This is a genomic window from Arthrobacter sp. NPDC080082, from assembly GCF_040686595.1.
Taxonomy (GTDB): Bacteria; Actinomycetota; Actinomycetes; order Actinomycetales; family Micrococcaceae; genus Arthrobacter.
Genome location: NZ_JBFBKQ010000007.1, coordinates 52,672 through 74,627, shown reverse-complemented (window position 1 = coordinate 74,627; position 21,956 = coordinate 52,672). Strand labels below are relative to the sequence as shown.

At 69.3% G+C, this 21,956-nt stretch carries 18 protein-coding genes; 13 read left to right on the top strand and 5 right to left on the bottom strand.

Features of this window, described 5'->3' with window-relative positions:
* Positions 1-68 precede the first annotated feature (68 nt).
* The 5 genes from AB0O44_RS14610 (at position 69) to AB0O44_RS14590 (ending at position 6,514) form a co-directional block, all read left to right on the top strand.
* Positions 69-2,009: an ABC transporter ATP-binding protein gene (locus AB0O44_RS14610; protein WP_364138849.1), complete on the top strand. Its 1,941-nt coding sequence runs from the start codon at positions 69-71 to the stop codon at positions 2,007-2,009.
* Positions 2,010-2,062: 53 nt separating this feature from the next.
* Entirely contained in the window at positions 2,063-2,482 is a 420-nt protein-coding gene (locus tag AB0O44_RS14605) for a thioesterase family protein (RefSeq protein WP_364138637.1), read from the top strand.
* Between the two features lie 183 nt (positions 2,483-2,665).
* The gene (locus AB0O44_RS14600; RefSeq protein ID WP_290258646.1) at positions 2,666-2,920 is read left to right on the top strand and encodes a hypothetical protein; all 255 of its coding nucleotides are present in this window, start codon (positions 2,666-2,668) and stop codon (positions 2,918-2,920) included.
* A 92-nt stretch (positions 2,921-3,012) separates the two neighbouring features.
* On the top strand, positions 3,013-5,244 hold the full coding sequence (locus tag AB0O44_RS14595) for an AAA family ATPase (protein ID WP_364138634.1): 2,232 nt from the start codon (positions 3,013-3,015) through the stop codon (positions 5,242-5,244).
* Between the two features lie 73 nt (positions 5,245-5,317).
* Complete coding sequence (locus AB0O44_RS14590) at positions 5,318-6,514, top strand: restriction endonuclease (RefSeq protein WP_364138847.1); 1,197 nt, start codon at positions 5,318-5,320, stop codon at positions 6,512-6,514.
* A gap of 15 nt (positions 6,515-6,529) precedes the next feature.
* Here AB0O44_RS14590 and AB0O44_RS14585 read toward each other — a convergent pair whose 3' ends face one another.
* The 3 genes from AB0O44_RS14585 to AB0O44_RS14575 all read right to left on the bottom strand — a co-directional run bounded on the left by AB0O44_RS14585 (position 6,530) and on the right by AB0O44_RS14575 (position 8,049).
* Positions 6,530-6,787: a hypothetical protein gene (locus AB0O44_RS14585; RefSeq protein ID WP_290258644.1), complete on the bottom strand. Its 258-nt coding sequence runs from the start codon at positions 6,785-6,787 to the stop codon at positions 6,530-6,532.
* Between the two features lie 288 nt (positions 6,788-7,075).
* On the bottom strand, positions 7,076-7,540 hold the full coding sequence (locus AB0O44_RS14580; RefSeq protein WP_364138630.1) for a very short patch repair endonuclease: 465 nt from the start codon (positions 7,538-7,540) through the stop codon (positions 7,076-7,078).
* A 74-nt stretch (positions 7,541-7,614) separates the two neighbouring features.
* Complete coding sequence (locus AB0O44_RS14575) at positions 7,615-8,049, bottom strand: pyridoxamine 5'-phosphate oxidase family protein (RefSeq protein ID WP_364138627.1); 435 nt, start codon at positions 8,047-8,049, stop codon at positions 7,615-7,617.
* A 135-nt stretch (positions 8,050-8,184) separates the two neighbouring features.
* Here AB0O44_RS14575 and AB0O44_RS14570 point away from each other — a divergent pair, with 135 nt between their 5' ends.
* The 3 genes from AB0O44_RS14570 to AB0O44_RS14560 all read left to right on the top strand — a co-directional run bounded on the left by AB0O44_RS14570 (position 8,185) and on the right by AB0O44_RS14560 (position 11,020).
* A complete protein-coding gene (locus AB0O44_RS14570) occupies positions 8,185-8,886 on the top strand; it encodes a DUF6318 family protein (RefSeq protein ID WP_364138625.1) in 702 nt (233 codons plus the stop codon).
* Positions 8,887-9,341: 455 nt separating this feature from the next.
* Positions 9,342-9,818, top strand: a complete 477-nt coding sequence (locus AB0O44_RS14565; RefSeq protein ID WP_364138623.1) for a hypothetical protein — start codon at positions 9,342-9,344, stop codon at positions 9,816-9,818.
* A gap of 131 nt (positions 9,819-9,949) precedes the next feature.
* The gene (locus AB0O44_RS14560; RefSeq protein ID WP_364138621.1) at positions 9,950-11,020 is read left to right on the top strand and encodes an alkene reductase; all 1,071 of its coding nucleotides are present in this window, start codon (positions 9,950-9,952) and stop codon (positions 11,018-11,020) included.
* A 76-nt stretch (positions 11,021-11,096) separates the two neighbouring features.
* Here the strand turns inward: AB0O44_RS14560 and AB0O44_RS14555 are convergent, their stop codons facing one another.
* Complete coding sequence (locus AB0O44_RS14555) at positions 11,097-14,750, bottom strand: TM0106 family RecB-like putative nuclease (RefSeq protein WP_364138619.1); 3,654 nt, start codon at positions 14,748-14,750, stop codon at positions 11,097-11,099.
* Positions 14,751-14,886: 136 nt separating this feature from the next.
* Between AB0O44_RS14555 and AB0O44_RS14550 the strand changes: the two genes are divergently transcribed.
* From AB0O44_RS14550 to AB0O44_RS14530, 5 genes are all read left to right on the top strand, one after another.
* Positions 14,887-15,468 (top strand): heme-binding protein, encoded by a 582-nt coding sequence (locus AB0O44_RS14550; RefSeq protein ID WP_364138617.1) that lies wholly within the window; start codon positions 14,887-14,889, stop codon positions 15,466-15,468.
* A 14-nt stretch (positions 15,469-15,482) separates the two neighbouring features.
* Positions 15,483-17,891, top strand: coding sequence for a Tex family protein (locus AB0O44_RS14545; protein ID WP_364138614.1), 2,409 nt, complete (start codon positions 15,483-15,485; stop codon positions 17,889-17,891).
* 201 nt (positions 17,892-18,092) lie between these two features.
* Positions 18,093-19,487, top strand: a complete 1,395-nt coding sequence (locus AB0O44_RS14540; RefSeq protein WP_364138611.1) for an OFA family MFS transporter — start codon at positions 18,093-18,095, stop codon at positions 19,485-19,487.
* 1 nt (position 19,488) lies between these two features.
* Positions 19,489-19,632 (top strand): hypothetical protein, encoded by a 144-nt coding sequence (locus AB0O44_RS14535; protein WP_364138608.1) that lies wholly within the window; start codon positions 19,489-19,491, stop codon positions 19,630-19,632.
* 2 nt (positions 19,633-19,634) lie between these two features.
* A complete protein-coding gene (locus AB0O44_RS14530) occupies positions 19,635-21,461 on the top strand; it encodes a gamma-glutamyltransferase (protein WP_364138605.1) in 1,827 nt (608 codons plus the stop codon).
* A 22-nt stretch (positions 21,462-21,483) separates the two neighbouring features.
* Here AB0O44_RS14530 and AB0O44_RS14525 read toward each other — a convergent pair whose 3' ends face one another.
* Positions 21,484-21,951, bottom strand: coding sequence for a hypothetical protein (locus AB0O44_RS14525; RefSeq protein WP_364138602.1), 468 nt, complete (start codon positions 21,949-21,951; stop codon positions 21,484-21,486).
* Positions 21,952-21,956 lie beyond the last annotated feature (5 nt).

Sequence of the window (21,956 nt, the reverse complement as noted above, 5' to 3'; positions counted from 1 at the left end):
ACGCACCGGACACCGCCGACGAGGACTTCGTCGAGGAGGAATTCACCCCCGGCGAGGCCGACGGCGGCATGTTCGGCGCGGTCCCGGCAAAGAAGGCCCAGCACTTCTGGCCCTCGGCGAAGCGCCTGATGGGCCTGCTGAAACCCGAACGCGCCGGCATCATCGCCGTCCTGGCCATGGTGACGGTCGCCGTCGTCCTCAACGTCGTCGCACCCCGGATCCTCGGCCAGGCCATGGACGTGATCTTCGGCGGGGTCGTCGGCAAGCAACTGCCGGCCGGGGCCACCAAGGACCAGTTCATCGCCGGGCTCCGCGCCCAGGGCCAGGACAACTTCGCGGACATGCTCTCCCGGATGGACGTGATCCCCGGCGTCGGCATCGACTTCCAGAAGCTTGCGTTCCTCATCAGCGTGGTGCTGGTGATGTACTTCGTCGCCAACATCTTCCTCTGGCTGCAGGGCTACGTCCTCAACGTCCTGGTCATGCGGGTGGTGCGCCGGCTGCGGGATGACACCGAGGAGAAACTCAACGCGCTGCCGCTGAACTACTTCGACACCCGCCAGCGGGGCGACATCCTCTCCCGCGTCACCAACGACGTCGACAACATCCAGCAGGCCCTGCAGCAGGCGTTCGCGCAGCTGGTGAACTCGGCACTGACCGTGATCGGCATCGTCATCATGATGTTCATCGTGTCCTGGCAGCTGGCCCTGATCGCCCTCATCGCGCTGCCGCTCTCCGGGGTGGCCGCCGGTGTCATCGGCGCGCGCAGCCAGAAGCTCTTCGCCGCGCAGTGGAAGAACACCGGCGAACTCAACGGCCAGATCGAGGAGTCCTTCTCCGGGCACGACCTGGTCCGGGTCTTCGGCCGCGACGCGGACATGCTGGCCCGCTTCGACGAACGGAACGAGGAACTCTACAAGGCCAGCTTCGGCGCCCAGTTCGTCTCCGGCATGATCATGCCGGTCATGCAGTTCGTCTCCTACCTCAGCTACGTGGGCATCGCCGTCGTCGGCGGCCTGCGCGTGGCCTCCGGCGGGATGAGCCTGGGAGACGCCACCGCGTTCATCCAGTACTCGCGCGAGTTCACCCAGCCGCTGGGGCAGATGGCCGGCATGGCCAACATGCTGCAGTCCGGCGTCGCCTCCGCCGAGCGCGTGTTCGAGTTCCTCGACGCCGACGAGCAGGATCCGGAGACCGCCACAGACCAGCTGCCGGCCAGGACCGACGGTCACGTGGAGTTCAACCACGTCACCTTCAGCTACACGCCGGACAAGCCGCTGATCGAGGACCTGTCCTTCACCGCCGAACCCGGCCACACCGTCGCGATCGTCGGACCAACCGGCGCCGGCAAGACCACGCTGGTGAACCTGGTGATGCGCTTTTATGAGCTCAACGCCGGCACCATCACCCTGGACGGCGTGGACATCACCCGGCTCAGCCGCGCCGAGCTGCGCTCCAAGGTGGGAATGGTGCTGCAGGACGCCTGGCTGTTCGGCGGCACCATCTACGAGAACATCCGCTACGGCAAGCTGGACGCCACCGAGGATCAGATTATGGCCGCCGCCAAGGCCACCTTCGTGGACCGCTTCGTCCGGGCGCTGCCGGACGGCTACGACACGGTCATCGACGAGGAAGGCAACAACGTCAGCGCCGGCGAGAAGCAGCTGATCACCATCGCCCGCGCCTTCGTGGCCGACCCGTTGCTGCTGATCCTGGACGAGGCCACCAGCTCCGTGGACACCCGAACGGAGGCCCTGGTCCAGAAGGCCATGGCCGCGCTGCGGACCGAACGGACCAGCTTTGTCATCGCGCACCGGCTCTCCACCATCCGGGACGCGGACACCATCCTGGTGATGGAGGCAGGCCGGATCGTGGAGCAGGGCCGGCACGCCGAGCTGCTCGAGAGCCAGGGTGCCTACTACCGGCTGTACATGTCCCAGTTCGCCGGTGAGGACGCGGAGGCGGCCCTGGCCGACGCCGCGGGCGGCCCGACGCCGGTGCGCAGCTGAGCGCCGCGGCGGCCGGGGGAGCGGAGCCGCGCCGGCTGGAGGTGCGGGTGCCGATGCGCTGGGGCGATATGGACGCCTACGGCCATATCAACAACGTCCAGCTGGTCCGGATCCTGGAGGAGGCGCGCATCGCCGCCTTCGGGCCGCCCGGCGGCACTGGGCTGCCCGGCCTGGAGCCGGTGGTCCCGCTCTTCAGCGAGGTCCCCGCCGGCATCCTGGCGCTGGTGGTCGAACACCGCATCCGCTACGTCCGGACCCTGGAGTACCGCAACATCCCGGCCCTCGTGCAGCTCTGGATCGGCGCGGTCAAGGGTGCCAGCTTCGACATCCATTACCTGGTCCAGGACCCCGTCACCGGCGAGGACTGCGTCAAGGCCAGCAGCCACTTGGCCTTCGTGGACGAAGCCACCGGACGGGTGGTGCGGCTGACCCCGGAGCAGAAGGCCAAGCTGGAGCAGTTCACCGCCCGCTGACCGCGCGGACCCCAACTGACTCGCACCTCAGGCCGTTTTGAGGCTCCGGAACGGCCCCGGCTGCGAGTCAGTTGACCAAGAGGGATGGGGCGGGAGGCCCTTACCCCGGCCGCCCGCCCCGCCCTAGACTGGACGCGCCCCACGGGCATCGGCACAGAACCGACCAGAGCGAGGAGCAGGACCATGGCCAAGCGCAGCAAGGCGGCGGGCAAAAAGAAGACGTGGAAGGAACTCTCGCCGATGGCGAAGTTCGGCACCGTCACGGCGGCCCTCGTGCAGCTTTCCCTTTTGGTCGCGGCGCAGCGGGACATCTCCCGCCGGCCGGCGGAGGAAATCCGCGGCAGCAAGGCGCTCTGGCGGGTAGCCACGCTGGTGAACTTCGTCGGACCCGGCAGCTATTTCACCTTCGGCGTGAAGCGCAGGGCCGGCGGCAAGTAGCCCGCCCGGGCGCCTGGAGAACGCCCCGGACGGCCCGGCGACGGGCCGGCCCGTGATGCGGGCGTTCAGCTTAGGCCTGTAAATTGGAGGGCATGACCCCCCACAAAAAGCCTGCCATGCACCGCGCCCTCGGCATCTCCAAGGAAATCGAAGACGCGGCGTGGTTTGTGCTCGGCCCGGGTCTGCTCGGCAAGGCCTCCCCGCTGGATGGCCGCACCCGGACCTGGTCCGTGGCCGCCGCCTCGGAGCTGCTGGAGCGGCTGGAACGGGGCATCCCGGACCCCAAGGCACCCATGATGACCAACCTGCGGGAAAACCTTGAGGGGGCTACCCGCGGCGCGAAGCAGCTCGCCGTCGAACTGCTCTTCCTTCAGTCCCTCCCGCTGGCCCACGAGGTGAAGTCCCTCAAGGTCAAGCGTGCCCGCGTGGCCGAGGCCGCGTCCTGGCTTGAGCCTCCGCTGGACCTGCCGGAGGAGCTCTACGCCGGCATGACGGACCACGGTGTGATCCGGGACCGCACCGCAGAGTTCAACTGGACCATCTGGGACCACCTGAAGTGGCTCTGCCGCTTCGTCCGCCACGTCGCGCAGCGTCCCGCCGGCGTCGTGCAGGCCGCCATCAAGGACCCGCTGGCGTTCCACGAGCTGACCATGGGCACCCCGGATGACCAGCCGGCGATTCGCCGCAGCATCGAATTCCTGGTCTGGCCGGCCTACTTCGAACCGATCGTGGCCGACGTCGAACGCCAGGAGATCCGCGACGCGTTCGCCTCCCTGGTCGGCGGCGCGAAGGGCGATACGGATGAGGAGATTTCCGCCGACATCCACCGGATCCGCCTGCACCTGGACGAACAGGCCGGCCAGCGGATCGACTGGTACTCCCGGCAGCTGGTCAGCCAGTGGCGCAAGGTGGGGGACCCCGGCCGCCGCGCCTGGTTGCTGCGCAGCCACCACGACAATGCCGAGCTGCTCGCCGCGTGGCAGGACGAGGAAGCGGTGACGCTCGACGTCGAACACCTCCGCCAGCTCGACCCGGGCGTCACCGCGGGCCTGGTCCAGCACGCCGTTGACGAGGACTACAAGCACCTGAGCTACGTCGAGCGCGAGGACACCAAGACCGCCGTCTTCGCCTTTCTGACCGTCATGAAGCCGGGCGACCTCACGCTCTACCAAAGCGCCGGCGCGGTCCGCGTGGGCGTGGTGCTGGGCGAACCCGAACAGAACGAGGACAACCGCCGGCTGCGCCGCAAGGTCCGCTGGTTCGACGGCGACCACCAGCTCGCCGAGCTGCCCCGGCACGTGCAGCGGCAGCTGGCCAGCTCCGGCGTTGTCGTGGACGTCACCCGCGTGATCCAGGCGCTCGAGGCGCTGCTCCCGGCCGAGGCGGAGGGCGATGCCGCAGACGGCGCCGAGCCGGCCGCCGTCGTCGAACCCCCGTGCGAGGGCTTCCGTCCCCTGACCCCGGAGTTCGCCGCGACCCTGCACATGGACCTGGAGCCGCTCCAGGAAATCGCCGAAATGCTGGAGGAGAACCGGCAGCTGGTGCTGTACGGCCCGCCCGGCACCGGCAAGACCTACCTGGCCAAGCACCTCGCCGCCGAACTCGCCGGCGACACCGGGGACGAGCGGGTCAAGCTGGTGCAGTTCCACCCCTCCTACGCCTACGAGGACTTCTTCGAGGGCTACCGGCCGGACAAGACCGACGAGGGCCAGGTCTCCTTCAAGCTGGTGGCCGGTCCGCTGCGCCGGCTGGCCGAGGAAGCCGCGAAGCCGGGCAACGAGAAGAAGCCCTACTTCCTGATCATCGATGAGATGAACCGCGCCAACCTGGCGAAGGTCTTCGGCGAGCTGTACTTCCTGCTGGAGTACCGCGACGACCGGATCTACCTGCAGTACAGCCCCACCGAGCCGTTCTCGCTGCCGGACAACCTCTACATCATCGGCACCATGAACACGGCAGACCGCTCCATCGCCATGATGGACGCCGCGATCCGGCGCCGGTTCTCCTTCATCGAGCTGCACCCCAGCACCGAACCGGTGAAGGGGACGCTGCTGCGGTTCCTGCAGGCCCGCGGCCTCGACACGACGCCGGCGCTGCTGCTCGATGAGCTGAACAACGCGATCGACGAGTGGGACCGGGACCTGATGATCGGGCCGTCCTACTTCATGAAGAAGGCTGCGCAGACCCCCGCCGGGCTGCGGCGGATCTGGAAGTACGAACTGATGCCGCTGCTCGAGGAGCACTACCACGGTCAGCTGAACCGCGCCCAGCTGCAGGAGCGGTTCGGGCTCGAGCAGTTGATGGGTCGCCTTGCCCGCGTCTAGCGCCCTCCGGGACGGGTACGCCAAGCCGGGAGCCGGGCTGGCCGCCGGGCAGCCGGCCGTCCGGCACATCGCCATGGACGAGCTGTCCCAGGGTGTGGTGGAGCGCCTCGATCCCGGCAGCGCCGCGTACATCAACGGCAGCGGCCTGGCCAAGGCGTCGCCGCTGGGCATGGGCCTGTTCCGGATCGAACCGGTCGGGAAGGTCGGCTCGGTCCGGACCCCCACCGTCCAGCTGGAGGTCCGGCCCAAGGAGCGCCTCGGCCTGGCCCGGCTGCTGTTCCTGCTCGGCTACACCGAGAACCAGGGCTTCCGCGATGACGCCGTCGCCGCGGTGGAGGACGCCGAACTATGGAGCGCCCTGGCCGAGTCCCTGGCCCAGCTCGCCGACCGGGCGTTGAGTCGCGGTGTCCTGCAGGGGTACCTGAACGTGGACGAATCGCTGCGGACGGTCAAGGGCCGGATCAGGATCTCGGACCAGATTTCCCGCCGGCCCGGCATGCTGGTGCCGCTGGAGGTCTCCTACGACGAATTCACCGAGGACATCCCGGAAAACCGGATCCTGCGCGCGGCGTTGGAGCGGATGTCGCAGGTGCCGGGGGTCCGGGCGGACGTATTGAGCCGGCTGCGGCGGTTGAAGGGCAAGCTCGACGCGGTCACCCGGCTGCAGTCCGGGGCGCCGCTGCCGCCGTGGCGGGCCAGTCGGATGAATGTCCGCTACCACCCGGCGCTGCGCCTGGCCGAACTCATCCTGCGCAACGCCTCGGCCGAGGCCGGCGACGGAAAGCAGCAGGCGGCGTCGTTCGTCGTCGACATGTCCAAGGTGTTTTCCGACTTCGTGGGCGTCGCCCTGCGCGAGGCGATGGGTGCATTCCCGGGGGAGATGCGGCTGCGGTACAACGCCATGCTGAACGAGGCGGTGGACGACGCGGACCGGATCATGGTCCAGCCAGGCGCGGTGCACCTGCTCGGCGGCCGCCCCGTGATGGTGTACGACGCCAAGTACCAGGCCGCTTCCGACGTTGGCGCGTCCCTCTCGGGGGACCACTACCGGATGCTGGCCTACTGCACGTCCCTGCGGGTGCCCACCGCGTGGCTGATCTACCCCGGGTCGGGGGAAATTAAGCTGCGTCGGATCCTGAACACGGACATCGACGTCGTGGAGTTCCCGCTTGACCTGTCCCAGCCGCCGGCGCAGATTCTCGCCTCCGTGGCAGACCTGGCCCAGCAGTCCTGGGGCGAAGTCGTGCGTCAGGCAACCATCAGCCGCTAGGCCGGTGGCCTGTGCTTAGGCCGTGCCGTCCTGCACGGTGGTGGAAACCGAGAGCAGGTGGTTCAGCAGGGCCTTCTCAGGCTGGCCCGGATTGTCCGCCACGTGCTGGCGGAGACGTTCGCGGACGAGTGCCTCATCGGGGTTCTCGTCGGAAAGAATGGCGTCGATGATGTCGGTCACCTGCCTGCGGAGGGGATCGAGCTCCGACGCGGCCTCCGGACTGCGAACCGCGTGCAGCGGGCGGGCCTCGGTGGACAACAATAGGTGTGGCATCGTGCTTCTCCTGAGGAGTGAGTAGTACCCCCACGTACTGACCGATAGAGTCCTAGTTCCCCGAATGCCGAGTTTAGCCCAGGTGCGCAGGACTGTCTCTGGGCATAGCCCAGATATTTCCGTCGCGAGCATACCGGCACAGATCAGTTCCCCCGAAATCGTCACGAATCCACGACGGCGGGTTGCAGCAAACCGGCGCTGGGGCAGTGCCGGCGAAGCCGAGATTACCGGCCGGTAGGGCCTAGGACGCGGAGGCGGTGCGCGAAGGGTTCGACGGCGTGTCGTGCGTCACGTTGGCAACGGGGCGCGGTGCTTTGTGGTGCCGGCCGTTTCCGGGCCGAGGAAGGATTCCAGCTCGGCTTCCAGCGCGGGGAGATCTTTGATGCCGCACTCCCAGAGGGTGAGGACCTCCCAGCCCAGCTCTTCGAGCCGCTGGCGCTGTTCGGCGTCGCGGGCCTTTGTGCGGCTGCGTTTGGTGTCCCAGAATTCGGCGTTGCTCTTGGGCGCGTGCTGTCCCACGCGACAGTCGTGGAAATGCCAGAAGCAGCCGTTGACGAAGATGACCTTGCGCCGGCCCGCGAAGACGAGGTCCGGGTTGCCCGGGAGCTTGCCGCCCCGGGCGGTGCCGTGGAGGCGGTAGCGGTAGCCCTTGGCGTGCAGCAGCCTGCGGACCAGGAGCTCTGGTTTGGTGTTCTTGCCCCGGATGCGGGACATGTTCCAGCTGCGCCGCTCCGGGGTCAGACTGTCCGCCATGCGTTAAGTCTAGGCAGGGCTGCCGGCTGCGGCCGGCCCTGCCTCTGGTGGTTGGTTCTTCCTGCGACTCGGCCTTAGATGTCCCGTTCCGGATGTTCGCCGAACTGGAAGTGGCGTCCACTGACGGCGGTGGGGGCGATCTCGACGTAGAAGTCCTTGAGGGTGGGGACCCAGGGCTTGAGCTCCAAGGCCTCTGCGGCGGCGATCTCGGCGGAGTGTTCCAGGGTGCGGGCCGTGCCGCGCACCACCACCGACCACGCTTCTTCGGAGAGGATGCCGTCTGTTTCGAAGAGGACCTTGGCGTTGATGGTCAGCTCGGCGAGTTTATTGCCGGGGGCGGTGCGGAGATAAAGCTTTCGGTCTGCGACGGCGTAATTCACCGGGAAGATGTCCGGCTCGCCGCCGACGGTGACCACCAGACGCCCGTGCTTAGTGCCCTCGACGAGTTTCCAACATTGATCCTCGGTCAGAGTCAGGATCGGTTGACCTTCAGCGTGTTCGAACATCATGGGCCCATTCTTCTATCCGGTGTAGAGGGGCGCCAGAGGCCGAAAGGAACTGTTTGGCCGGGATGTGGGGCGGTCCGATTGATCTGTGGATAACTCTTACCGGGGGCCTGCGGTTCAGTTACCCTTAGGCATTGTTTGGATTTCAGGCGTCATGATTTTCTATTGGGGGATCAGCTGAACATGCCATTTCATAGTCCAAAGACCCGCCGGCTCTGCGCCGCAGTCGCCCTCTTTCTTGCCGCCCTGGTCGGTACGACGGCCTGCTCGGGCGGACAGTCCCCGCCGGCGCCGACGACGGCGGCCCCCGTGGAGTCGACCGCGTCCGCATCGCCGGGAACGACGTCGGCCACGCCCACTGCCGCTCCCGCCTACAAACCGGCCGATGCCTCCGGCCGCGCCCAGAATGTCCCCGTCCCGGTCTTGCCCGAGGCCGCCAAAGCTGAGACCAAGGAAGGACTCGAGGCCTTCGCGAAGTATTGGTTCGAGGTGCTCAGCTACGGCTACGAGACCGGAGACGTGAGCCGGCTGGATGCGATCACAGCCGCCGACTGCCAGCTTTGCGCGAATGTTTCCAAGTCCATAAGCACTAACTATCAAACCGATAGGTGGCTCGTCGGAGGGAAAATCGCGACTCCCTCTGTCACCGCAAACGCTGGTCCGGATACGAACGCCAATTTTCAGGTCGTGGTGCAGGTTCGGCAGTCCGCGATCGCCTATTACAAAAGTGATGGCTCGGAATTCCGTGCCGCCACCCCGCCCTCCGACACCGGCAACGTGATGCTCGCCGTCTATAAGGACGCCGCGTGGCGGGTGGCGGGCTTGCACCCGATCCGATGAGACCAAGGGGACGCCGATTCCGGCTCTTCATATTGCTGGCGCTGGGTCTAACTCTGCTCTGCCAGGCTCCCGGCGCGGCATTTGCCGACGAAGGGACGGACGCAGGATTTGGAAATCAGGGGGTAAATGTAGGTGGCTGGCGGCTGGACCCTGAAACGGGGCAATTCGCACCACTTGGATCGGGTATCCCCGCAAACGACCCCTACCAATACAAATACGAACTCCAATGTCATCTTGGCGGTGGAGAGTTCGATACCGTCTGCCTGGGCGATCTGGTTGACTGCAAATCCGGGCCCGACGGCAAACCGGGAATTCCCGTGGTGTGGCTCAAGGCTCCTGCGGGGGTGCCCAACCCGACGTGGAGCTTCCATTCCGGGCCGACCTGCCTCTTCGATCCAAAACCGGAGGATCTGCTGCCGCGCATCGCCGCGATGATTCAAACCGAGTTTCAAAAGTTGCCGATCAATCCCGGGCAGGCCACCGCACAACCCAGCCCGCATACGCTCCGCGGAGCCGAGACCAATTTCTTCGCCCAGTCGGCGGCTCAACAATTCGACATCACCATCCTGAACCAGTCCGTACATGTCACCGCCACCCCCGTCCAGTACACCTGGACGTATGGCGACGGCACCTCGCTGGGACCCACCCCGGCGGCCGGCGGCCCGCTGCCGCAGGAACGCTGGGGAGAGAAGACCTCCACCAGTCACGCGTACGCCGAGACCGGTGACTTCGGCGTCGTCCTCACCACCCACTTCCAGGGAACGTACTCCGTCAACGGCGGGCCCCCGCTGCCCATCCCCGGGCAGGGGCAGTTCAGCGGTCCCTCGCAGACCGTCAGCGTGTGGCGGTCCATCACCCGGAACTTTGCCGACGACTGCCTCCGCAACCCGCAGGGCCAGGGCTGTCCCGCCGGAGCCCCGCCGTCCCCCTGACAGGCCGCCGTCCCCCTGATCGACCTGTAACCCGAGTCCGGCCGGAAAGTGATTCGAGTCTCAGCCGGAATAGTTGCACGCGCCTCCTTGCTGTTCTACGTGGACATCATCCACAGCGAAAGGAACCGCGCATGCTGTTTTCCACTTTGACCGTTGGCCAAATGGAGCTCCCGAACCGACTCGTCATGGCGCCGCTGACCCGCCTGCGCTCCGGCAAGGAAGGCGTCCCGGGCCCGCTGGTGGCTGAGCACTACCGGCAGCGCGCATCGCTTGGCCTGATCGTCAGCGAGGGCACCTACCCCAGCGAAGCCGGCCGCGGCTTCCCGGGCCAGCCCGGCCTGGTCACCGAGGAACAGCTCAAGGGCTGGGCCGACGTCACCGCCGCCGTTCACGCTGAGGGCGGCCGCATCTTCGCCCAGGTCATGCACGCCGGCCGTGTCACCCACGAGGCCACCACCGGCGGCCACGAGGTCGTCGCCCCCAGCGCCATCGCGATCGACGGCGTCACTCGCACCTACGAAGGCAAGCAGTCCTTCCCGGTACCGCGCGCCCTCACCACCGACGAACTGCCGTCTATCCGCGACGAATTCGTCCGCGCATCCCGCAACGCCATCGAGGCCGGATTCGACGGCGTCGAACTGCACTCCGCCAACGGCTACCTGCTGCACGAATTCCTGACCCCCGCCGCCAACCAGCGCGATGACAACTACGGCGGTTCCCCCGAGAACCGTGCACGCTTCGTCATCGAGGTGGCCCAGGCCGTCGTCGACGCCGTGGGCGCGGACCGCGTGGGCATCCGCATCTCCCCGGAGCACAACGTCCAGGGTGCCACCGAGACCGATGCAGCCGACGTCCGCGAAACGTACGGCATCCTGGTGGACGCCCTTTCGCCGCTGAAGCTGGCTTACCTGAGCGTCCTGCACAAGGACGCCGACAGCGAGCTGGTCAAGGACCTGCGCGCCCGCTTCGACGGCCCGTTCCTGCTGAACACGGGCTTCGGCGTCATCACCACCCGTGACGAGGCCGTCTCGCTGGTCGCCGACGGCCACGCCGACGCCGTCGTCGTGGGCCGCCCGGCCATCGCGAACCCGGACCTGGCCCGCCGCTGGCGTGAAGGGCTGCCGGTCAACGAGCCGAACCAGTCCACGTTCTACGCCGACGGCGCCGAGGGTTACACGGATTACCCGTTCTACCAGAACTAAATCCCGGCGGCCCCGAATGCAACGGGGCGCCAGCAGGCGGCGGAGAGGAATTGCCTTCCTCCCCGCCGCCTGGCGTTTAACCCCCGGTACCGGTTCCGACCGAGCGCTGACACAGGGCAATGAAGCTTCCCAGTTGCTCCAGCGACGCCGGCTGCGGCGGCAGATAGTGGGTGAGCTCCGGCGCCCGGACGATCACGGCGCGCCACTGCCCCCGGGACACAGCCACGTTGATCCGGTTGCGGGAAAGCAGGAATTCCATGCCGCGCGGTGCGTCGGCCACGGCCGAGCAGGCCATCGACACCAGCACCACCGCCGCCTCCTGGCCCTGGAACTTGTCCACCGTGCCCACCCGGACCCCGCCCAGGCCGGCACAGCCCAGCGCCTCTCGGATGAGGTTGACCTGCGCGTTGTAGGCGGCCACCACCAGGATGTCCTCGGTGCCCAACGGCCTGCCGCCCTCCGGGGAGTGCCACATCAGGCCGAGGTGCCGCCGGACCTGGCGGACGACTTCCGCCGCTTCCTCCGGGGACGAAGTGGTGTTGCCGGCGTGCGGGACCATGACCGTCTCGATTCCGGCCGGGACCCCGTCGAGGTGGCGCTGGTCGGCTGCCGGAGCCGACCGCAGCCGGCCGTCGTAGGCGAGCTCCGAGACGGCCCGGCAGAGCGCCGAGTTCATCCGCCAAGAGTCGGCCAGGAAGTAGCCGAGCTCCGGCGGGAGTGTCGCGTGCCCCGCGGAGATCCAGCCGAGCGCCGATTCGTCCACGGGCTCCGGGTGCTGGCCCTGGCTGACCTGCGGCAGCTGCTGCGGGTCGCCGAGCAGCAAGAGTCTGCTGCTGGCCTGCGCCACCGCCAGGGTGTTGGCCAGCGAGAACTGCCCGGCCTCGTCGATCACCAGCAGGTCCAGGGCTCCGGCCGGGACGGTGGAGCCGGTGAGGGTCCAGGCGGTGCCGCCGATCAGTGCCCCACCCCGCGCGGCGAGTAGCGCGGACACGTCGTTGGCGCTCCGGGCCTCCCAGGGGAGCGGCTCGGAGTGCTTCACGTCCTTGGCCACGAGGGCGGGGCTGACGCCAGCGGCGACGGCGGTGCCGAGGAGGTGTTCCACGACGGAGTGGGATTGTCCGACGACGCCGATTTTCCAGCCGCGCTCGACCAGCCGGGCGATGACGCGGGCACCCACGTAGGTCTTTCCCGTCCCGGGCGGGCCCTGCACGGCTAGGTAGGAGCGGTCCAGGCTCAGCACGGCGCCGGTGATGGCGTCGATAAACCGGTCCGGCCCCTCCCCGGGCTGCGGCAACGGTGAGCCTCCAGCCAGCCGGGGCGGCAGCCTGCGGACGAGATCGAGGGCCGGGTGCCGCGGTAGGGTTCCCGACTCCAGCCCCGCGGCGACGTCGGCGGCCAACGTTTCCAGCGCCTGCTCCAGGCTCTTGGTGGCGATCGGCTGGTCCTCGGTGAGCGCGATCGGCAGGTCAGCGTAAGGCTCGATGTTTCGGTGCAGCCGGTCCCGGATGATGACCGTGTCCTTGCCGTCCTCGTCGCCCAGTTCCAGGACTTCGGTGCCAAACCAGCCGTTGCGGCCGGTCCCGCTCTTGCCGGTGCTTTCAAGTCCGGCGGGCAGCGGGTGGCCGTACATCCGGAACCACTTGCTGCCCTCGCGCAGGTCCGATCCCGGGCTGATGGTGCCGGTCAACTTCACCCGGCGCTCCGGCAGTTTCCGGCCTTCCCGATGCCAGTCGTCCAGGATCTCCGCGGTTTCGACCAGGAAGACGTTCCGGTCTTCACCATGGGTGTCCGGTCCCAGTTCGCACCGGTCGAAATGAGCCCACCAGAACGATTTCCGTTCCCTCCGGTGGTAACTGACGGCGGCGGCCAGCATGGCGACGGCCTTGCGGTCGTCCTCGGCCAGCCCCGAGTCGGGTGCGGCGAAACGAAGGAGTGTGGCCTCGGCCGGTCCCACCGGCTCCGCGGCACCCGCCTCATCTCCGCCGGCGTCGGCAGCTACCGCTCCGGCGGAGCCGGACCCCGCAGCCGAGCTGTCGGCAGCCGTCGCCGGACCGTCCGTACCGTCCGCCGCGGGGGAGATGCCGCGTTCGGCCGCCCGCCGCAGCAGCCAGTCCCGCAGCTCCAGGGTCGAGAGGCAGTCGTACTCGTTGTAGTCCGAGATTCCGGCCAGGATCGCCGCCGCCTCCTCGTCCCGGCCGGCGTCGCGCGCCTCGCAGTAGTGGGCGTAGGCCACCACGGAGGCGCCCGCGTCCTTGACGTCCCCGGTGCGGAGGTTGCTGCCCATGTACAGCGGCTCGAGCCGCTTGATGCTGTAGGAGTTCTCCGAGATCCGGATGCTGTTGCGGACCGTCTGGTACAGGTCCACCAGCAGCCCGTCGCGCAGCCACTGGTCCACGGTGTCCTCGCCGGCGACGTGCTGCACCGAGAGCTTCCGCAGCGCCGTTTTCTCGTACGGCGCGTAGTGGTAGACGTGCATGTCGGGAAACTCGCTGCGGCGCTTCTCGACGTAGTCCAGGAAGTCCAGGAACGCCTGCTTCTCCGCCTCCCGGCTGTGTGCCCAGAACGGACGGAAGACCCCCGGTACGCCGGGCGAGACGGGCGCCTCGATGACGCCGAAGAGGTATTCCAGCCCCCATATCCCGGTGGCCGCGTCCTGCCAGAGCGGGTCGCCCTCAAAGTCGAAGAAGATGTCCCCGGGGCTGGGCGGCGGCAGTTCCGCCAGCGTGTTCTGACCCAGCACGGCGTAGCGCAGCGTGTGCTCCTCGCCGTCCTTGCGGTAAGTGACTTCCCCGTCTACCGGGCCGCGCCCGCTCTGGATCCGGGCCTGTTCCTGCAGCCGCAGCAGCGTGGAGGAGGCGCCGGTCAGGTTGGCCTCCGCGAGCTGCGCCACCGTGGAAATACCCAGTGCGTGCAGGTTTTTCCGCTGCACCGCGTTCATCCGCGCCACGAGCAGCAGGTCGTCCGTGGCGGCCACCTGCTCCCGGCAGTAGTCGCAGCGTCCGCAGGCGCTGATCCCCTCCGCGCCCCAGGCGACGGTCCCGGGCCGGGCCGCGTGCGCCCCGGTCAGGGTAAGGAACCGTTCGCGCCGTTCCCGGAAGACCGGCAGGATCTCCGCCAGCTTGTGGTGGCTGCGGACGTAGTCGAAGCCGCCGCCGGGCAACGGCACGGTGGAACCGAGGACCAGGGTGACGTTCGGGGCGACGTCGATCCCGGCCTTGAGCAGCTGGTCGCCGTATGCGGCCAGCTGCAGCAGGGCGGTCACCTTGGCGTGGCGGGCCAGCTTGGTGTCGAACACCGCGTAGGCGCCGTCGTCCTGACGGACCAGGAAGTCGGAGCGGCCGTGGAACTGCCCGTCGAAGAAGGCGGCCTGGAAGACGACGTCGGCGCCGGCCCGCAGCGCTGCGATCGACTCCTCGTGCTTGGCCACCAGGGTGGCGCGCTCCATGCCCTCGGCGGCAACGACGTCGTACACCCCGGCCCCGCGGGCAGCATCCCAGGGGCCGAACTCCGCGACGAAGGTATCCAGCACCGTGTGTTCGTGCACGTCGCCCAGCGCAGCCGCGTGCCGGAGCATCTCGTCGGCGCCGAAGTCGGCCTTCGCCGCCCGGCCGAGCTTCTCGTCCAGCTTGCGCAGCAACTGATACTCGCACTCTGCGGCCACCACCAGGTCGCTCGCAGAGTAGACCAGGTCCGGGGCCGCGCCGGGTACTCCCGGTTCAAGGAAAAACACTGTGTCCCCACCTCGTCTCTGTCCGCCGTGCCTCTTTTGCCAAGCTACCAAAGCCCACCGACAACAAGGCCTCCGGGCCCCTGGCACGCCGCCAGGTCTGGCCGCGCCGCGAGGACCGGCGTAGGGTCGGATGACCATGACCGAACAGCAGCCCTTTGACCTGGTGCGGAGCTATCCGCACTTCGAACTCCGCCGCTACCCAGCCCACGTTGTCGCCGAGGTCCAGGTCAACGCCCGGTTCGACCGGGCCGGAAACGCGGCCTTCCGCTACCTCTTCAATTACATCAGCGGCGCCAACACCGCCGGGCAGAAGGTGGCCATGACCGCCCCGGTACTGCAGGCTTCCGGATCCGGGCAGAAAATCGCCATGACCGCACCCGTGCTGCAGCAGGGTCCCCTGCCGGGCAGCGACGGCCCGGCGGACTTCGCCGTGGCGTTCGTGCTCCCGGCCGGTATGACGGCGGAGACGGCGCCGGTGCCCACCAGCCCCGAGGTGCACATCCGTTCCGTGCCCGGGTCCCTGGCCGCGGCGGTGCGGTTCTCCGGCGCGGGCACCGAGGACGCGTTCCGGCGCCGCCTCGAGGGCCTGCACGCGGCGCTGGCCCTCGCCGGCCTCACCACCGTGGGACCGCCGCGGTTCGCCCGGTTCGACCCGCCGTTCAAGCCCTGGTTCCTCCGCCATAACGAGGTGGTCCAGGACGTGCGGGAGCCCGGATAGGGCAAAATGGCTGGGTGAACTCCAGCTCCCAGCACCGTCCAGTCACCGCCATCGAGACCCTGATTGCCGAGGAGCTGGGCGTCAAAGCCTGGCAGGTGGCGGCGGCGGTGGCCCTGCTCGACGGCGGCTCCACGGTGCCGTTCATCGCCCGGTACCGCAAGGAAGCCACGGGAACCCTGGATGATACGCAGCTGCGCACCCTGGAGGAGCGCCTCCGCTACCTGCGCGAACTCGAGGACCGCCGCCGGACCATCCTCGAAGCGATCGCCGCCCAGGGCGCCCTCACCCCGGAACTGGAGGCAGCCGTCGTCGGGGCCGAGACCAAGTCCCGGCTCGAAGACATCTACCTGCCCTTCAAATCCAAGCGCCGCACCAAGGCCCAGGCCGCCCGCGAGGCCGGTCTGGAGCCGCTCGCGGACACGCTGCTCCGGCACCCGGACCGCGACCCGGAGCGGGAGGCGGCCCGCTACCTCAACCCCGAGCACGCCGTTGGGGACGCCGCCGCCGCACTCGCCGGCGCCCGGTCCATCCTGGTCGAACGCGTCGCCCAGGACGCCGATCTGGCCGAGACGCTGCGGGAGCGGCTCTGGACCCAGGGCCGGATGGTCTCCCGCGTGAAGAAGGGCAAGGAGGCGGAGGGCCAGAAGTTCAAGGACTACTTCGAGTTCGCCCAGGCTCCGGCCGGCATGCCCTCCCACCGGGTCCTCGCGCTGCTGCGGGGCGAGAAGGACGGCGTGCTGGAGCTGGACCTGAGCGAGGCGGCCCCGGACGACGACGCCGCCCTGGCCGCCGCCCGCGCCCGCTACGAGGCCGCCGTGGCCAGGTTCCTTGGCGTCGCCGACCGCGGCCGGCCCGCCGACGCCTGGCTGCTGCAGACCGCGCAGCAGGCGTGGCGCTCCCGGGTCCTGACCCGGCTGAGCGGTGACCTGCGCAGCCGGATGTTCGCCGCCGCGGAGGACGAGGCCGTGCGGGTCTTCGCCGCGAACCTCCGCGACGTGCTGCTCGCCGCCCCGGCCGGGAACAAGGCCACCCTGGGCCTGGACCCGGGACTGCGGACCGGTGTGAAGGTCGCCGTCGTGGACGGCACCGGCAAGGTCGTCGCCACTGACACGGTCTACCCGCACGCACCGGCCCGGAAATGGGACGAGGCGCTCCGCACCCTCACCGCCCTGGCCCGCAAACACGAGGTAGAGCTGGTCGCGATCGGCAACGGCACCGCCTCCCGGGAGACGGACAAGCTCGCGGCCGAATTGATCAAGCAGCTCGGTGCCGGAGGCGCCTCCCCGCAGAAGCTCGTCGTCTCCGAAGCCGGTGCGTCCGTCTACTCCGCCTCGGCGCTCGCCGCAGCGGAGTTGCCCGGAATGGACGTTTCCCTGCGCGGCGCCGTCTCGATCGCCCGGCGGCTGCAGGACCCGCTCGCGGAGCTGGTGAAGATCGAACCCAAGTCGATCGGCGTCGGCCAGTACCAGCACGACGTGACGGCGTCGAAGCTGGACCGCAGCCTGGACGCCGTCGTCGAAGACTGCGTGAACGCCGTCGGCGTGGACGTCAACACCGCCTCCCCGGCGCTGCTCAGCCGGGTGGCCGGCGTCGGGCCGCTGCTGAGCGAGAACATCGTGGCGTACCGGAACGAGCACGGGCCCTTCGCTAAGCGCAGCGAGCTGAAGAAGGTACCGCGGCTGGGTGCCAAGGCCTTCGAACAGTGCGCCGGCTTCCTCCGGATCAGCGGGGGAGCGGAGCCGCTGGATGCCTCCAGCGTCCATCCGGAGTCCTACCCGCTGGCGCGCCGGATCAAGGCCGCCGCCGGTGCAGGCAGCGTCTCGGCGTTGAACCCGCAGGACTTCGTGGACGGCAGCTTCGGCCTGCCCACGGTGCGGGACATCATCGCCGAACTGGAAAAGCCGGGCCGTGACCCGCGGCCCGAGTTTGCCGCGGCGAGCTTCCGCGAGGGCGTGGAGAAGATCTCGGACCTGGTGCCGGGCATGGTGCTGGAGGGGACCGTCACCAACGCGGCGGCGTTCGGCGCGTTCGTCGACGTCGGGGTGCACCAGGACGGGCTGGTCCACGTCTCCGCGCTGGCCAACCGGTTCGTCTCCGACCCGCACGAGGTGGTCAAGTCCGGCCAGGTGGTCCGGGTCAAGGTGCTTGAGGCCGACCCCGACCGCAAGCGGATCTCCCTGACCCTGCGGCTCGACGACGAACCCGGCGACGGTGCCGCGCGCCAGGGCGGCGGGAGCGAGCGCGGGGGCCGGCACGGCGGTGCACCGCGCCAGGGCGGCGGCGACCGGCGGGGCGCGGCCGACGGCGACCGCCGGGGCCAGCACGGGCCACGCCCGACGTCGGCTCCCAAGGGACCTGCCGCCCCGGCGCCGGGGAACACCGCGATGGCCGAAGCCCTGCGGCGGGCGGGACTCGGGAAGTAGCGCCTACCGTTCGTCGCGAAAATGCTACCGCTCATCGTGAAACCGCCCGTCGTGACTTCGGAACCTCGACGCCGACGTGTGATCTGCACCATGATTGCCGGAGGCAACGGCCCAAGTGAGGCCTTTCGCCTCTGTGCCCCGGGGAGGCGCAGATCAAACTGCGGGGACGGCGTCGTCCCCGACTGAGCAAGGGGAGCACCAATGGGCTGGCTGGACCGTGACCGCACAATCGCCCCTCCGGGGTTCAACCGCTGGCTGGTTCCGCCCGCCGCGCTCGCCGTGCACCTGTGCATCGGCCAGGCCTACGCCACCAGCGTGTACAAGACCGCCCTGGTCAAACACTTTGGCGCCAGCCTGACTGAGATCGGTATCATCTTCTCCATCGCCATCGTGATGCTGGGCCTCTCCGCCGCCATCATGGGCACCTGGGTGGACAAGAACGGCCCGCGCAAGGCCATGTTCACCTCGGCCATGTTCTGGGCCAGCGGCTTCCTGATCGGCTCCCTCGGCATCTTCACCCGCCAGCTGTGGCTGGTCTACCTGGGCTACGGCGTGGTGGGTGGCATTGGCCTGGGCATCGGCTACATCTCGCCGGTGTCCACCCTGATCAAGTGGTTCCCGGACCGGCCGGGCCTGGCCACCGGCATGGCCATCATGGGCTTCGGCGGCGGCGCGCTGATCGCCAGCCCCGTCTCCACCGCCCTGCTGAAGGCCTACGACCCCAACTCCAGCGCCCAGGGCTGGGTGGCCAGCGGCGACGCCGTCGGCAAGCTCTTCCTGACCCTCGCCGTCGTCTACCTCGCCTACATGCTCTTCGGCGCGTTCACCATCAAGGTCCCCGCCGACGGCTGGAAGCCCGTCGGCTTCGACCCGTCCAAGGTCAAGGCCGCGAAGCTGGTCACCACGGACAACGTCTCGGCCAAGAACGCGGTGAAGACGCCGCAGTTCTGGCTGGTCTGGGTGGCGCTGTTCTGCAACGTCACCGCCGGCATTGGCATCCTGGAGCAGGCCGCCCCGATGATCCAGGACTTCTTCCGCCAGCCCGGCGGCACCTCACTGGTCAGCGCGGCCGTCGCCGCCGGTTTCGTGGGGCTGCTGTCCATCGGCAACATGGCCGGCCGCTTCGCCTGGTCCGCCACCTCCGACGTCACCGGCCGCAAGCGCATCTACATGGTGTACCTGGGCGTCGGCGCCGTGCTGTACGTGCTGCTGGCCCTGGCCGGGTCCTCCACCACCATCCTCTACGTAGCGCTGGCGTTCCTGATCATTTCCTTCTACGGCGGCGGCTTCGCGACCGCCCCGGCCTACCTGCGGGACCTCTTCGGCACCTTCCAAGTGGGCGCGATCCATGGCCGGCTGCTGACCGCCTGGTCCGCCGCCGGCGTCGCCGGGCCGCTGATCGTCAACGCGTTCCTCGACGCCCAGGGCACCCCGGGCAAGCTCAACGCCGCGTCCTACCAGCCGGCGCTGCTGACCATGGTGGCCCTGCTGGTGGTGGGCTTCGTGGCCAACCTGATGGTCAAGCCCGTCGCCGCCCGCTTCCACGAACCCCGTCCCGAGAGCAACCGCTCCACCGAACCCGCCATGGAGGCCTGAGATGAGCACCCAGCACCCGCACGGAGCCGACAGCCCCGTCAACGCGTCCCCCGCCCGGCTGACCATCGCGTGGGCCTTGGTGGGCCTGCCGCTGGCTTACGGCGTCTACGAGACGCTGACCAAAGTGACGGCGCTGTTCGGCTGAGCATGACGTTTACCGCTCCGGATCTGTTCACCACCCGGCCCACCCTGCAGGGCACCTTCGGCATGAGTGCCTCGACGCACTGGCTGGCGACGGCGGCCGCGCAGGCGGTGCTGGAACGCGGCGGCAACGCGTTCGACGGCGCCGTCGCGGCCGCCTTCGTCCTGCACGTCGTCGAGCCGCACCTCAACGGTCCCGGCGGGGACATGACCGGCGTCTTGGTCACCGCCGCGGACCCGGACACCCCGGTGGTGCTCATGGGTCAGGGCCCGGCGCCGGCCGCCGCCACCGTGGAGCATTACCGCAGCGAGGGCCTGGACCTGGTTCCCGGGTCCGGGGCCCTCGCCGCGGCCGTGCCCGCCGCCGTCGACGCCTGGCTCCTCCTGCTGCGCGACCACGGCACGTGGGAACTGGACGCGGTGCTGGAGTTCGCGATCGGCTACGCGCGCGACGGACACCCCCTGCTGAGCCGGGTGGGCGCCACGATCGCGACCGTGGCCGAGCTGTTCCGCGAGCACTGGCCCAGCTCCGCCGAGCTCTGGATGCCCGGCGGCACCATCCCCGCCGAGGGGGAGCTGTTCCGCAACCCGGCCTACGCCCGCACCCTGGAGCGCCTGGTCACGGCCGGGCAGGCCGACGGCGGCTCCCGCGAGGACCGGATCGACGCGGCCCGGCGCGAGTGGAGCGAGGGGTTCGTGGCCAGCGCCATGGTCGCCTCCGTCCAGCTCCCGCACCGGCACTCCTCCGGAACGGACCACGCCGGCGTGCTGGCGGCCGGGGACCTGTCCGGATTCCGCGCCGGGTACGAGCCCGCCGCCACGGTAGAGTTCCGCGGCTACACCATCGCCAAGACCGGTCCCTGGGGACAGGGGCCGGCGCTGCTCCAGACGCTCGCAATCCTGGAGGGCTTCGAGGACCGGTACCTGGACCCGTCCACCGAGCTCGGCGCCCACACCATCCTGGAGGCGCAGAAACTGGCGCTGGCGGACCGGGAGGCCTACTACGGCGACACCGAGGTGCCGCTGGACTACCTGCTCTCGCCCGAATACTGCGCCGAGCGGCGGGCGCTGATCACCGAGCGGGCTTCCCACGAGTTCCGCCCCGGGACGGTGCCCGGCCGGGAACCCTACCTGCCGCCGCTGCGGACCGAGTACACGCCGCCCGCGTTGGTCCACGACGGCGCCGGGCCGGGCCCGGCGGGGCTCGGCGCCGGGGAACCGACGGTGGCCCGCACCGGCGAGACCCGCGGCGACACCTGCCACGTGGACGTCGTCGACCGCTGGGGCAACATGATCTCCGCCACCCCCTCCGGCGGCTGGCTGCAGTCCTCCCCGGCCATCCCGGAGCTGGGATTCTGCCTGGGCACCCGGCTGCAGATGACCTGGCTCGAGGAGGACACCCCCTCCACCCTGACGCCGGGGAAGCGGCCCCGCACCACGCTGACGCCCACCCTGGTGCTCCGCGACGGGCAGGCCGTCACCGCCCTCGGCTCACCCGGCGGCGACCAGCAGGACCAGTGGCAGCTGCCGTACCTGCTGCGCACCATCGTGGGCGGGTACACGCCGCAGCAGGCCATCGACGCGCCCACCTTCCACACGACGTCGATGCCGGGCTCCTTCTGGCCCCGCACCTGGGAACCCGGCGGCGCGGTGGTCGAGGAACGGCTGGGCGACGAGGTCATCGCCGGGCTGAAGCGCCGCGGACACGCGGTGACGACGGCGCCGGGCTGGAGCCTGGGCCGGATCTCTGCTGTCGCGCGGGACCCGGAAACCGGCGTGCTGCAGGCGGCCGCGAACCCGCGGGGCGCGCAAGGGTACGCCGCGGGACGGTAACCCGGACGCGGCGGCAGGACGGTCAAGGACCGGTCTGGCTACCGGGGCCGCCGTGCTCCAGGCAGACCGTCGTCGTGAACTGCTCGATAGTGTCCGGTGTCCCGGGCGCGTTGGTGAAGAGCGACACGGCCGCCGAGGCCTCTCCGGAAGCGAAGCGGCCGCCTGCGGCCGGCAACGTGAGCGTGACGGTCTCTGTCTCACCGGTACAGGGGCGCTGGCCCGTACCGGCGCCGCCGACGACATCCGGCCCGGACGGTGTTGCCTGGCTGAGGACGATCCCGACGCCGGCGCTCCGGCCCTCGTCGCACCGGTAGCTGAGCCTGACCCTCACGTCCGCGCCGTGGCTGCGGAGGGCCGCCGCCTCGATGCTGACCGGACCGCCGTCGTCGGCCCGGGCGGGATCCGCGGCCGCGAATAATGATCCGCACAGGACGGCTGCTCCCGTCAGGGCGACCATGCGGCGTCTAAGAGGTGGGGAGATGTGCTCCATGATGT

Bases quoted from the DNA above. Each gene is read 5' to 3' on its own strand.
- AB0O44_RS14525 (WP_364138602.1), bottom strand. From the start codon at position 21,951: ATGGAGCACATCTCCCCACCTCTTAGACGCCGCATGGTCGCCCTGACG.
- AB0O44_RS14595 (WP_364138634.1), top strand. From the start codon at position 3,013: ATGACCCCCCACAAAAAGCCTGCCATGCACCGCGCCCTCGGCATCTCC.
- AB0O44_RS14530 (WP_364138605.1), top strand. From the start codon at position 19,635: ATGACGTTTACCGCTCCGGATCTGTTCACCACCCGGCCCACCCTGCAG.
- AB0O44_RS14605 (WP_364138637.1), top strand. From the start codon at position 2,063: ATGCGCTGGGGCGATATGGACGCCTACGGCCATATCAACAACGTCCAG.
- AB0O44_RS14540 (WP_364138611.1), top strand. From the start codon at position 18,093: ATGGGCTGGCTGGACCGTGACCGCACAATCGCCCCTCCGGGGTTCAAC.
- AB0O44_RS14610 (WP_364138849.1), top strand. From the start codon at position 69: ATGTTCGGCGCGGTCCCGGCAAAGAAGGCCCAGCACTTCTGGCCCTCG.
- AB0O44_RS14560 (WP_364138621.1), top strand. From the start codon at position 9,950: ATGCTGTTTTCCACTTTGACCGTTGGCCAAATGGAGCTCCCGAACCGA.
- AB0O44_RS14575 (WP_364138627.1), bottom strand. From the start codon at position 8,049: ATGATGTTCGAACACGCTGAAGGTCAACCGATCCTGACTCTGACCGAG.
- AB0O44_RS14580 (WP_364138630.1), bottom strand. From the start codon at position 7,540: ATGGCGGACAGTCTGACCCCGGAGCGGCGCAGCTGGAACATGTCCCGC.
- AB0O44_RS14585 (WP_290258644.1), bottom strand. From the start codon at position 6,787: ATGCCACACCTATTGTTGTCCACCGAGGCCCGCCCGCTGCACGCGGTT.
- AB0O44_RS14550 (WP_364138617.1), top strand. From the start codon at position 14,887: ATGACCGAACAGCAGCCCTTTGACCTGGTGCGGAGCTATCCGCACTTC.
- AB0O44_RS14590 (WP_364138847.1), top strand. From the start codon at position 5,318: ATGGACGAGCTGTCCCAGGGTGTGGTGGAGCGCCTCGATCCCGGCAGC.
- AB0O44_RS14535 (WP_364138608.1), top strand. From the start codon at position 19,489: ATGAGCACCCAGCACCCGCACGGAGCCGACAGCCCCGTCAACGCGTCC.
- AB0O44_RS14600 (WP_290258646.1), top strand. From the start codon at position 2,666: ATGGCCAAGCGCAGCAAGGCGGCGGGCAAAAAGAAGACGTGGAAGGAA.